Source organism: Moraxella sp. RCAD0137 (assembly GCF_002894025.1).
Lineage (GTDB): Bacteria > Pseudomonadota > Gammaproteobacteria > Pseudomonadales > Moraxellaceae > Moraxella > Moraxella porci.
The window spans coordinates 1-12,587 of the sequence record NZ_LTCC01000004.1 but is presented as its reverse complement, the minus strand read 5'-3'; the positions used below and the strand labels follow the sequence as shown (position 1 = coordinate 12,587).

The following is a 12,587-nucleotide window of genomic DNA, read 5'->3' as shown; positions in this document are numbered from 1 at the left end:
ATCAACGCGCGAACTTATGCCATCAACAGCCAAAACCCAAAAAGCACCATCGGCTGACAGTGCTTTTTGGGTTGGAGAAAGAAGGCTGCTTATAACAAGCAGTAAGTTGAGTAATTATTTGGTCAAAATCAAGCGGTTATTGCGAGTTAGACGCAGGCGATATTCTTCACCTTGATGCTCGATACGGACTTCCTTGGTCATGGCAAATAGATTTTGTGAATACAGTGTCGGTAGGCGAGTGTTTTCACGGTTGCTGAAGTAGCGAGCGATGGTCATAGTCATGGCGAGTTTCCTTTTATTGACGGGTGATGGGTGGTTATCCCAAGCCGTAAGCTAATACTGATGAACATAATTTGCGTCAAGACGCATCAATGATGATTATTATGCCAAAAATAGCAAGTTTATGAAACCAGATATCAAATGCTATTTGTTTTTAAACAATAATAATTATCATTTGTTTTTATGATAGCAGATTTTTGATAAATTGCAAATGCAAATCATAAAAATTGGCAAAATTTATCAAAAAAGTTTCCAACCCATTGAATTTATTATAATTATCATGATGAATACTTACGTTAACAACCCCCAAACTCATCCCATCATCCGTGTCGCAGTGGCGGTGATTCGCTATCATGATGAATTTTTGCTGGCCATGCGTCATCAGCATCAACATCAAGGCGGCAAGCTAGAATTTGTCGGTGGCAAGATAGAGCAGGGCGAATCGGCTGAATCTGCACTGATTCGAGAAGTGGGTGAAGAGATTGGGCTACAGTTAAAAACCGACCAGTTGGTTCGTTTTGGCGTGATTGCTCATGACTATACGGATAAGTCAGTTGAGCTGCATATTTATCAAGCACATCTTAATGAAAGTGAGTACCAAGAGTTTCGCCATCGCACACATGGCTGTGAGAGCCAAGCGCTGCATTGGCTAAGTTTGGATGAGCTGCTTGCCAGTGGTGAGCGTCTGCCTGCTGCCAATCTGCGGATTTTGGATTGGCTTGGCCTTTGTGATACGCTGATTATTTCGCACGGCTTGACGCACTTTGGCACCCAAGATGATTTTGAGCGGTATTATATAGATAATCTACCAAGTCATGCATACTTCTATCTGCGTCCACAGACAGATGTGATGACGACCAGGCAGCTATATCAAGCCATCCGCACGCATCGCCCTGATATTCGCCTGATGATCAAAGATGATGTGTATTGTGCGTACCGTGATGAATGGGACGGCGATGTGATGGTCAAATTATCCGCACAGACATTGGCAAATATAACTCATCGCATTACACAAGGCATGGATATTTCAGCGGATTTGCCATCAGATTTGCCCATCATGGTCGGTGTGCATGATGCTAATGAAGTGATGATGGCAAACTTGCTCGCTCGCCATGTCCGTATCATCGCTGCGATGGTCTCGCCTGTACTGCCCACCCAAAGCCATCCAACGGCACCAGTACTGGGCTGGCAGCGCTTTAGCGAGTTGGCAGGGCAGCTGTCGATGCCTGCGATTGCGCTTGGTGGGATAAATCCATCTGATGTAGTGACGGCAAAAGCTTATGGGGCGGTGGCAATCAGTGGCATTCGCGGTATGCTGTGATTTGCCTGTATTGACAGCAAATTGCACATAATTCATACAGATTGATTCATATTTACATAAATTATATAAATATTGCCATTTTATAAATTAATTTAAATTGCGTCGGCGGTCATTTTGTTTTACAATCTTGTCGATTAAGCAATTTTTTTATGCCGAAGGTGTGCCAAATCGCATCATCGGTTCATCCAAACTGATTTATCATGAAAAAGGTGGCTCTATGTCTGCTAATCTGTACCAATCTCATTTGGCAACTCGCCAAGCCCAAGAAGCAACCGCAGCCAAGCTTATTGCAGCGCTAAGCTTGTTGGCAGCAAAAGATGTAACCGTATCGTTCTTTGGTGAGCGTGTGGCATTGTCTGTTGCCAAGGTGTTGGCACTGCATGATCAGCACGGTGTGGATGTGGCTGCATCATTGGCACTGGCAGAAAGCTTGGTTGCACAGGGTACGGCGACTGCTCGTATTGACCTAGGTCAAGCCATCAAAGCAGGCAAATCAGCAGCAGACTTCGCTCAAGGCACAGCAGCGGCGACAGATGTCGTACTGTATGGCTTTGGCCGTATCGGTCGTATCCTAGCACGCCTATTGATGAGCCGTCCTGCATCATCAGCAGGCCTACAGCTAAAAGCCATCGTCGTGCGTCCAGCGGGTGAAGGCGACCTTGCCAAGCGTGCAAGCTTACTAGAGCGTGACTCAGTACATGGTTGGTTTGATGGTAGCGTAAGCATCGATGAAGCCAATAACGGCATCATCGCCAATGGCCGCTTTATCCAAGTCATCTATGCAGCTGACCCAAGCGAAATCGACTACACCGCTTATGGCATCGATAACGCACTGGTCATCGACAATACAGGTAAATGGAAAGATGAAGCAGGTCTAGGCAAGCACCTAGCCTCAAAAGGCGTAGCAAAAGTACTGCTAACCGCACCTGCCAAAGGCGACATCAAAAATGTGGTCTATGGTGTGAACCATGACACCATCGGCGATGACAAAATCGTCTCAGCAGCCAGCTGCACCACCAACGCCATCACCCCAACACTAAAAGTACTACACGATGCCTTTGGTGTGGTCAATGGTCATATGGAAACGGTTCACGCTTTCACTAATGACCAAAACCTAGTGGACAACCACCACAAAGCTGACCGCCGTGGCCGTGCTGCACCGCTGAACATGGTGATGACTTCTACAGGCGCGGCATCTGCTGTCTCAAAAGCCATTCCAGAGCTAAAAGGCAAGCTATCAGGCAATGCCATCCGTGTACCGACACCAAATGTCTCATTGGCAATCTTGAACCTGAACTTCGAAAAAGAAGTCGGCACCGCTGATGATCTCAATGCCTTTATCAAAGCTGTCGCCCAAAGCGAACAATGGCAAGAGCAAATTAACTACTCAGATTCACCAGAAGCAGTCTCAACGGACTTTGTCGGTTCTGAAAAAGTGGCGATTTTTGATGCCAAAGCGACCATCGCCAATGGCAACCGTGCAACCATGTACATCTGGTACGATAACGAAATGGGCTATAGCACCCAAGTTATCCGTGTCGCTGAAGAGATGGCAGGCGTGCGTTACTAATCGCTTTATTGCTGATTAACAAAACCACCAAATGGCTAAAGCTGTTTGGTGGTTTTTGTTTGATTTACAGAACCGTTGATTCACAAGAGTTGCTTCTTATTCAGCGCTTTAATGAGATTTAAAAATAAGGATTGGTTGTCGGGTGACAATAAAGAAAATTCATGCAATAACTCAATCTGCTCATCACTAAATTGCTTGATTTGGGCGGTGTAATTATCATCACCAAATCTTAACCAATGAATATCCACGCTAAGCCAATCAGCAAGCACTTCTAATTTGTCTTGACTTGGAAAAGAAATAGCATACAGCCAATTGCTGGCGGTCTGCACTGTAATCGCTTTGCCGTCAAATTGGGTGTTAAATCCTTTGGCAAGAGCGGTTGGGCTAATGGGTATTGAGCGATTGGACAGGCTTTGGCGAAGTCGTTCACTAAATGCTTGCCTACTATTTTGCGAAGTATTTATCATTTGCTCAAATTAGCATAAATGAATACAAGTTTTTATTGATAAATTTATCAACAAATAATATAATAATTGTAAGAATATTGTAGCATTCAAAATTTAGCATTCAAAATTTCAACGCTAATTGCAAGGAGTAAACAGTGAAAAAATTTCTTATGTATGGCTTGGTCATAATCATTGCATTGTTTGTACTAGTCATTGCCATGTCAGGTGGTGAGTCAAGTTCTTCAAATTCTACAAGTACAACAGCCGAAACTAAGGCGGAAGAAGTGCCAGAAGAAGTCATTGTTGTAAGCTCAAAAGAATTGGCGAAAGCATATGAGAGCAATGAAGTTGCAGCGGATAAACAATACAAAGGTAAAACACTAGAAATTACTGGTAAGGTAGATGGTATTGATAGCGGTATTGGCGATCAGGCTATTGTAAAGTTGAATGGCGTTAATCAATTTTTAAGCGTGATGGCGAAAGGTGATGATGCATTCAATGAATATGCAACAACATTAAACAAAGGACAAAATGTTACTTTGATTTGCAAGGGTGATGGCGAAGTGATTGGCGCACCAAATCTTACAGATTGCAAGCCAAAACAATAATATAGGCAAAAGAAATGCAAAACCACCAAATACCCCAATTTGGTGGTTTTGCTTTGTCTAATGCCTACATCATCGATAAAGAGCCATTAGTTAAGTAAATGCTTGTCGCAAAGCTTGCACTGCATCATCAAAGGCGGCTTTGGCATCATCGATTTGCCCTGCGATATTGATAAATGGATGAGGCAGCGTCTGATAGACTTTTAAGGTAGTGGGTACGCCATCGGCGGTAAGCTTATTGGCATAATCCACGCCTTCATCACGCAAGGGATCAAAGCCTGCTACCCAGACATAAGCAGGGCAGACGCCTGTGGTGTCCCCAAAAATCGGCGATGCCAAAGGATTGGTTTTGTGCTGACTATCTTGTAGATACTGCTCGGTGTACCAGCGCATCTTGGCACGCTCCAAGAATAATCCTGTGGCGAACAGCTCATACGATGCCCGTTCACGGCTCATATCCACCCACGGCACCCACAGCATCTGTACGATGGGTTTGATGGTATCATTTTTGGTTTGCTGGGCGACGACAGCTGCCAAATTACCACCAGCACTATCGCCACCGACACCGATTCGCTTTTGATCGATGCCAAGTTCTTTGGTGTGATGAGCCACATAGCGAAACGCTGCCAAGCCATCATTGACAGGCGTGGGAAAAGGATGCTCAGGCGCCAGTCGATAATCGACAGCGATGATGGCGCAATCAGCCTGCAGTGCCAAGTGCTGACAGACTGTATCGTGCGATTTTAGCGAGCCTGCAACATAACCACCACCGTGATAGAACACAAGGCACGGCAGGTTTTTATCCACTTTTTTGCTCAAAAGCCGCTTTTTTAGGGGTTTGTAGATGCGAAGGGTGATCTGCTCACGATCATCGGCATCGATGCGGATGTCTTTGATGGCGACATCACGGCTTGATGGCTGCGACAGCCAAGCACCTTGCTCATCAAACTCCGCTCGCGTCTCATCGACACTGGCCAGATGATTTGGCGGTGGTGAGAACAGTTTTAAGAGCATTTGCAGTGGCAGATTTAAGGTTTGATCATTGATGATGAGGGGTTTGCCGACGATTTTTGTCATCATCGCAGGCGGCAGTTTGACCAGTTTTTTGACCAATAGCCGCTGAATGGGTAGCGCGAGCTTTTGAGTGTTGTTTTTGAGCGTCTGTTTCATCCTTGATCTCCATAAGTTAGCCTTATCCTGTGCTTGTACTGTTGTTTGGCATCAGTCATGTTAGCACAAAAATTATCGGGCTGAAAGTGCTGTGTTAGGGAAACGACAGCCATGCTACTTGCCAAATCACAGCGCGGATGGCTTTGGCATCTGATGGTGAAACAGCAAGCATGCGGCTGCCAACTTAATAATCCCCCAAAACCTGCCAAACTGTGCTAAAATACATTACTATGCCCAAATTTTGTGCGGTGGGTGGTCGCATGGGCGAATGATTTTTTTTAATTTAGTCAGAATTTAGTCAGTTGGAAAAGATATGCGTTTTATTGATGAAGCTGTGATCAGCGTCAAAGCAGGTGATGGCGGTAATGGGATTGTGAGTTTTCGCCGTGAGAAATTTGTCCCAAAAGGTGGGCCAGATGGCGGTGATGGTGGTAAAGGCGGTGATGTCTATGCTATCGCTGATGATAATACCAATACTTTGGTGGATTATCGTTATACCCGTAAATTCGAAGCTCGCCGTGGCGAAAATGGCGGTAGCAAAAACTGCTCGGGCAAGGGCGCGGATGATATTTATTTGGCGGTGCCGATTGGTACGACGATTATTGATACCGATTTGGATTTGGTGATTGGTGATTTGACCGAAAAAGGCCAAAAAATTCTCATCGCCAAAGGGGGTGATGGCGGATTTGGTAATACCCGCTTTAAATCCAGTACCAACCAAGCACCGCGTAAAGCCACACCAGGTTTCCCAGGTCAAGCCAAAAACATCAAGCTTGAGCTAAAAGTTGTCGCTGATGTCGGCTTGATTGGCCTGCCAAATGCTGGCAAATCAACCTTTATCCGTCAAGTATCGGCAGCTCGCCCAAAAGTGGCAGATTATCCATTTACCACGCTTGTGCCAAATCTTGGCGTGGTCGATGTCGGCACGCACCAGTCCTTTGTGATGGCGGATATTCCAGGTCTGATTGAAGGTGCGTCCGATGGTGCAGGGCTTGGTATTCGTTTTCTTAAGCATGTGGCGCGTACTCGTCGCCTGCTCCACATCGTCGATGTACAGCCGATCGATGGCTCAGATCCTGTAGCGAACGCTGAGATTATTCTAAATGAACTTGAGAAATTCTCGCATGAACTGTCACAGCTACCGCAGATTTTGGTATTGAATAAAATTGACCAAATCCCTGAAGAAGAACAAAATGCCGTCTGTACAGATATTGTCGCTCGTCTAGGCTGGACGGGTATGGTGTTTCGCACATCAACCCTGACTGGGGATGGTGTGGATGCAGTGAAGTTTCATTTGATGAACGCCATCGAAGAAGAGCGTGAGCGTGAAATCGAAGACCCAATCTTTGCCGAAGAACAGGCCGAACGCTTCCGTCGTCTCGAAGAAGAAGTGCGTCACAACACCGAAATCCAAAAAGAAGCCTATCGTGCGATGCGTAAAGCACAGCGTGAAGGCATCAGTGATGATGACGATGATGATTTTAATGAAGATGATTATGATGTCAAAGTCGAGTACGCACCGTACTGATTGGGCTTGATGGATGGCATGATGGATAAGCACATGAACACCAAACGCATCGTCGTAAAAATCGGCTCATCACTTCTGACCAACAACGGTCGGGGGCTGGATCGCACGGCGATTTATGAATGGGCAAGACAAATCGCCGAGCTACAAAACAGCGGTCATGAAGTGCTGCTGGTCTCAAGTGGCGCGGTGGCTGAAGGGGTGGTGCGAATGAATCTGCCTGAGCGGCCCAAAAAGCTAGAAGCCTTGCAGGCGTGTGCATCCATCGGGCAGATGGGGCTGATTGAGACTTGGTGGCAAGCACTGATCCAAAAAGGCGTGCAGTCGTCACAAGTACTGCTGACCCATGATGATTTATCCCATCGTTCTCGTTATCTGAATATCTCACAGACCATCGCTCAGCTGATGGAGTGGCGTGTCGTGCCAGTGATTAACGAAAACGACACCATCAGCTATGATGAGATTAAGTTTGGGGACAATGACAGTCTTGGGGCGATGGCAGCGGCGATGATCCATGCCGATTTGTATATCATTTTGACTGACCAAGATGGCGTATTTACTGACAATCCCCGCACCAATCCTGATGCCAAGCTGATCGAGCAAGAGCGCGCGATGGCAGATTATTTGTTCGATGTCGCAGGTGATGGCGGCAAATGGGGTAGTGGCGGTATGCTGACCAAAATCCGTGCCGCACGTCTAGCTGCGATGAGTCAATGCCAAACCGTGATTGCCAGTGGCAAGGTGGATGATGTGATTATCCGCTTGGCTCGTGGTGAGCGTATCGGCACACTACTGACGACCGATAGCACGGATAAGCTGATTGCCAAAAAACAATGGCTGGCTGCACATATCCGCATGGCAGGCACGCTGATTATCGATGATGGGGCAAAAACCGCCATCACGACCAATCACAAGAGCCTGTTGCCGATTGGTGTGATCGAGGTGCAGGGTGATTTTGATGCAGGTAGTGTGGTGCAGATCGTCGATACCGCCAAAACTCGCATTGCTGTCGGTCAAGTCGGCTTTTCATCAGAGGATGCCAAATTAATCATCCAAAAAAACTCCGCCCAAATCAAGGCTATTTTACCGCATATCGATGAAAAATCCGTGATGGTGCATCGAGATGAGATGGCGATTTTATAACGATTGACTTGCAAAATTTTAAAATTAACACTTGCTAATGATCACCAATGATTTGCTAATTTAGGATAAGCTATGACCGAATTTGCTCCACTAAAAAATGACCGCCTACTGCGTGCCATCCGCTTTGAACCTGTGGATACGACACCTGTGTGGATGATGCGTCAAGCAGGGCGTTATTTGCCAGAGTACAAAGAAGTCCGCGCACAGGCTGGGGATTTTTTGAGTCTATGTAAAGATACTGATAAGGCAACCGAAGTGACTTTGCAGCCGCTGCGTCGTTTTGAGTTGGATGCGGCGATTTTGTTCAGTGATATTTTGACGATTCCTGATGCCTTTGATTTGGGTCTGTATTTTGCCGAAGGTGAAGGCCCTAAACTGAAAAAGACCGTCCGCACCGAAGCGGATATCACCGCCTTGCCAAAGATTGATATGAATTCATCGCTGGATTATGTGATGAAGGCAGTGACAAGCATTCGCACAGCGTTGAACGGTCAAGTGCCGCTATTTGGTTTCTCGGGCAGTCCGTGGACATTGGCGACTTATATGGTCGAGGGTGGTTCTAGCCGTGAGTTTCGCCATACCAAGCAGATGATGTATGCCACACCTGAGCTGTTGCACGCACTGCTAGCCAAGATCGCTGATGCGGTGGTGGATTATCTGGATGCCCAAATCCATGCAGGGGCGCAGATTGTGCAGATTTTTGATAGCTGGGGTGGAGCACTTGGTCATCGCCAATTTGCCGAATTTAGCCATCGCTACAACAAAGATATCGTCAAGCGTCTAAAAGCCATCCATCCTGAAGTGCCTGTGGTGCTATTCACCAAAGGCGGTGGGCTGTGGCTGGATATCCAAGCTGATAGCCAAGCCGATGCATTGGGACTGGACTGGACGATGCCACTGGATAAGGCACGCCATACGCTATCAGCGCTGAACGCCAAAAAAGCCCTACAAGGCAACCTAGACCCTGCGACCATCTATGGCACACCTGATGCCATCCGAGCTGAAGTCAAGCGTATGCTGGATGATGCTTATGTGCTGGATAAGACAGGCTATGTGGCGAACTTCGGGCATGGCATTACCCAGTGGTCAAATCCTGATCATGCCAAAGCCTTTATCGATGCGGTGCATGACTATCAGATTTAACTTGGTAAAAGACTTGGTGTGTGCCAAGTCTTTTTTTGATCTATAATCACTGCTACAGATACGCATTGATTTATTGATCAGGATATCGGCTTGGCTTTTTTCATTGATGATCAATGATAAGAGTAAAGCAAGCTTCTTTGTACTAAAAATCGCGTCGCTGGGCTAGGATGCGTGCATGAATGATGGTAAAATGACGGCAGATTTTTGGATGATGCATCTGTTGGATTATTCAGACAATTTCATCTGATCATTGATATAAATTTAATAGTCATAAAAGGATACTCTCATGGCAAATCAAATTTCAGTCGGCATCATCGGCGGTACAGGTTATACAGGAGTTGAGCTGCTGCGCATCTTAAGCCGCCATCCCTTGGTTATTGTGAAGTATTTGACTTCTCGCAGCGAGGCGGGCAAAAGCGTCAGCGAGATTTTCCCAAGCCTGCGCGGCGTGTGTGATCTTGCATTTTGTGATATGACTGATGAGACGATGGCGATGATGGCTCGCGATTGTGATGTGGTGTTTTTTGCCACACCGCATGGCGTGGCGATGGCGCATACTCCTGCACTGGTGGAGCAGGGCGTAAAAGTCATCGATCTGGGCGCGGATTTTCGTTTGCAGTCGCTGGATGAGTTTGAACAATGGTATGGCATGGCGCACACTTGCCCAGATATTCTAAAAGACAGCGTGTATGGCTTAACTGAGGTGACGCGTGCCAAAGTGGCTACAGCCAAGGTCATCGCCAATCCTGGCTGTTATCCGACGACAGCGATTTTGGGGCTAAAACCGATTATCGATACCGAAAATATGCAGCAGCAAGCATTGGTCGATGGTCGCATCATCATCGATGCCAAATCAGGCATCTCGGGCGCTGGGCGCCAAGGTAAGCTTGCCATCAGCTACGCCGAGACCGCTGATAATTTCAGTGCTTATGGCGTTGTTGGTCATCGACACAGCCCAGAGATTGCGCAGGGCGTGCAGGCGGTATTGGGGGCAGATTTTGACCATCGGATTCGCTTTGTGCCACATCTGGTGCCGATGATCCGTGGGATGTTTAGCACCATTCATGTGCCATTGTCGCATGCAGGTGAGCAGGTGGATTGGCAGGCGGCGTTCGAGTCGGTTTATGCAGATGAATATTTCATTGATGTCTTACCAAAAGGTGTGCTGCCAGATACCCGTTCGGTGAAAGCGTCGAATAAGCTGCGCATCGCCATCCATCAGCAGGCAGATATGCTGACTGTACTGGTGGTGCAGGATAATCTGGTCAAAGGCGCGGCAGGCCAAGCGGTGCAGAATATGAATGTGATGTTTGGCTTTGATGAGACCATCGGTTTGACTTTGGTGCCGATTACGCCTTGATGACTATGATGGCGACTTTGGTCGAACGCAGCAAATTATGTCATCTGATGGCGCTGAATTTTAGCCCAACTGATGTGATATAAGATCAAATGCCGCCATCAAAAGCCATCAACCTTGCTGCAAAAATTATTAGCATTTGCCAACAACAGACAAAAATATTGGCAATATTCATGTGCTAAAATTTGCACAACCGATTTTATCGTCATCTGGCTGCGTGTCATTCGCGCATTTAGGAAAATCTATGCAACCAAATCACTTTCATCGCCAATCTGGCATCAGCGTGCTGCTAATATTATCATGGCTATTGTTGGCAGTTTTTGCTGTCATTATCGGCTATCTGCTGATGAATCCAGGTGTCGTCACCAAAAGCAGTGAAACACCAGCGCCTGCCATCGCAGCACCGAGCGAGCCACAAGCATGGCAGCCGACTTTGGATAATACCACCAAAACCAATCCAGACACCCCAGCACCGATCGCTTCTTATCACGATGCAGTGAATCGTGCGGCGCAGTCGGTGGTGAATATTTATACCACGCAGACCACCAGCGCAGAGGTGTATTCCAATGACCCTGTGATGCAGCGCTTTTTGGAGCGTTATTATGGCGGCTCACCCCAAGGCAGCAGCCTTGGCTCGGGCGTAGTGGTGTCTGATGAAGGCTATATCATTACCAATGCTCATGTCATCGAATCAGCCGATGAGATCGTCGTGGCATTCAATGATGGCAGAAAAGCCACTGCCACTGTCGTCGGCAGCGATGCAGACAGCGATCTGGCGGTGATCAAGGTGCAGCTGGATAATCTGGTGCCAATGGCATTTCGCGCCGATCCGATCCGTGTCGGTGATGTGGCGTTGGCGATCGGCAATCCTTTTGGGGTCGGTCAGACGGTCACTCAGGGCATCATTTCAGCGACAGGGCGCGCTGGCATTGGTGTCAGTAGCTTTGAGGATTTTATTCAGACGGATGCTGCGATCAATCCTGGTAATTCAGGCGGTGCGCTGGTGGATGCCAATGGTGCCTTGATCGGGATTAACACGGCGATATACTCACGCTCTGGTGGCTCGATGGGTATTGGCTTTGCCATTCCGACCCAGATCGTGCAGCAAGTGATGACGGGTTTGATCACCACAGGCAAGGTCAGCCGTGGGTGGATGGGTATCGAGATGGCGCGGACGATGAACGATCCGACGCGTGTAGAAGACAATGCGGTGACAGTGGCACATGTCTGGGAAAATAGCCCAGCTGCGGCAGCAGGCGTGCAAGTCGGTGATGTCATCAGCAGCATTGATGGCATACAGATTAAAGATGCCAATGCGCTAATCGGCATCGTCGCGCGTAAGGCGCCTGGCAGTCAGCTGTCGATGGAGGTACTGCGCAATCAGACACCGATGACGCTGCAAGTGGTGCTGGCTGAACGACCAAATTTTGATGAATTGACACAGTCTCAGCGCACCCCTGCCAATCCATCTGCGCCATCAGCACCTTCGCAAGCTGAACAAATCCAAGAGCTGATGCGTCAGTTGCAGCAGCTGCGCCAAGATCAGCGCTAGGCGATAAGCTTGGATCAATCGTAAGCTGCCATCTGGTGACTCCATACAGCTTCGGTTATGAGAATCGATCATCAAGTCATCAGACGATGGCTTGATTTTTTATGATGTATTGTTTAACAATCTAATTTATTTTATCATTCAAATAATTAAAACCACCCATCTGTCATCAAGCTTAACCCTGTCAGATGTGTCATCAAGGGTGATGGTGATTATTGGTTGTATGGTTGATGGTCGTGTCAGCTTATACCATTGAATATTTGAACAGTGAGAGGGTGATGTACACTGGCTGGGCTATAAAGCATTGAGATGGCTTAATTTTTTTACCCAGTAATCACTGATAAAAACACCCCAAGGCTGAACCGACCCCCAATTCTTAGACACCAGTTTAAGATTAACGGTTAAGGTTTAATAAAGGACTGAGTTCTGTATTGTACAGGACTCAGTCCTTTTAATTTTACTTTTATTCTATCATGATT

General features: G+C 47.1%; 12 protein-coding genes. 8 read left to right on the top strand and 4 right to left on the bottom strand.

Features of this window, described 5'->3' with window-relative positions:
* Nucleotides 1-114 precede the first annotated feature (114 nt).
* Complete coding sequence (gene hemP, locus AZ602_RS04505) at nt 115-276, bottom strand: hemin uptake protein HemP (RefSeq protein ID WP_227525178.1); 162 nt, start codon at nt 274-276, stop codon at nt 115-117.
* A 286-nt stretch (nt 277-562) separates the two neighbouring features.
* Between hemP and AZ602_RS04500 the strand changes: the two genes are divergently transcribed.
* Nucleotides 563-1,600, top strand: coding sequence for an NUDIX domain-containing protein (locus AZ602_RS04500; RefSeq protein ID WP_158245116.1), 1,038 nt, complete (start codon nt 563-565; stop codon nt 1,598-1,600).
* Nucleotides 1,601-1,817: 217 nt separating this feature from the next.
* Complete coding sequence (locus tag AZ602_RS04495) at nt 1,818-3,170, top strand: glyceraldehyde-3-phosphate dehydrogenase (RefSeq protein ID WP_103034015.1); 1,353 nt, start codon at nt 1,818-1,820, stop codon at nt 3,168-3,170.
* Nucleotides 3,171-3,250: 80 nt separating this feature from the next.
* On the opposite strand, the gene AZ602_RS04490 is transcribed toward AZ602_RS04495, so the two are convergent.
* Complete coding sequence (locus AZ602_RS04490) at nt 3,251-3,637, bottom strand: hypothetical protein (protein ID WP_103033892.1); 387 nt, start codon at nt 3,635-3,637, stop codon at nt 3,251-3,253.
* Nucleotides 3,638-3,771: 134 nt separating this feature from the next.
* Between AZ602_RS04490 and AZ602_RS04485 the strand changes: the two genes are divergently transcribed.
* Nucleotides 3,772-4,224 carry a hypothetical protein gene (locus tag AZ602_RS04485; RefSeq protein ID WP_103033891.1) on the top strand — a complete coding sequence of 151 codons (453 nt, stop codon included), beginning with the start codon at nt 3,772-3,774 and terminating at the stop codon, nt 4,222-4,224.
* 90 nt (nt 4,225-4,314) lie between these two features.
* Here AZ602_RS04485 and AZ602_RS04480 read toward each other — a convergent pair whose 3' ends face one another.
* Entirely contained in the window at nt 4,315-5,391 is a 1,077-nt protein-coding gene (locus AZ602_RS04480; RefSeq protein WP_103033890.1) for an alpha/beta hydrolase, read from the bottom strand.
* Between the two features lie 313 nt (nt 5,392-5,704).
* Between AZ602_RS04480 and cgtA the strand changes: the two genes are divergently transcribed.
* The 5 genes from cgtA (at nt 5,705) to AZ602_RS04455 (ending at nt 12,111) form a co-directional block, all read left to right on the top strand.
* Nucleotides 5,705-6,919: an Obg family GTPase CgtA gene (gene cgtA / locus AZ602_RS04475; RefSeq protein WP_103033889.1), complete on the top strand. Its 1,215-nt coding sequence runs from the start codon at nt 5,705-5,707 to the stop codon at nt 6,917-6,919.
* A 9-nt stretch (nt 6,920-6,928) separates the two neighbouring features.
* Nucleotides 6,929-8,059 (top strand): glutamate 5-kinase, encoded by a 1,131-nt coding sequence (gene proB / locus AZ602_RS04470; protein WP_103034014.1) that lies wholly within the window; start codon nt 6,929-6,931, stop codon nt 8,057-8,059.
* Nucleotides 8,060-8,131: 72 nt separating this feature from the next.
* Nucleotides 8,132-9,202 (top strand): uroporphyrinogen decarboxylase, encoded by a 1,071-nt coding sequence (hemE, locus tag AZ602_RS04465; protein ID WP_103033888.1) that lies wholly within the window; start codon nt 8,132-8,134, stop codon nt 9,200-9,202.
* A gap of 286 nt (nt 9,203-9,488) precedes the next feature.
* Nucleotides 9,489-10,562, top strand: coding sequence for an N-acetyl-gamma-glutamyl-phosphate reductase (gene argC, locus AZ602_RS04460; protein WP_103033887.1), 1,074 nt, complete (start codon nt 9,489-9,491; stop codon nt 10,560-10,562).
* Between the two features lie 241 nt (nt 10,563-10,803).
* Nucleotides 10,804-12,111, top strand: coding sequence for a S1C family serine protease (locus tag AZ602_RS04455; protein WP_103033886.1), 1,308 nt, complete (start codon nt 10,804-10,806; stop codon nt 12,109-12,111).
* 398 nt (nt 12,112-12,509) lie between these two features.
* On the opposite strand, the gene AZ602_RS04450 is transcribed toward AZ602_RS04455, so the two are convergent.
* Nucleotides 12,510-12,587 (bottom strand): IS3 family transposase (locus tag AZ602_RS04450; RefSeq protein WP_146025225.1); only part of this gene is annotated, 78 nt, incomplete at its 5' end.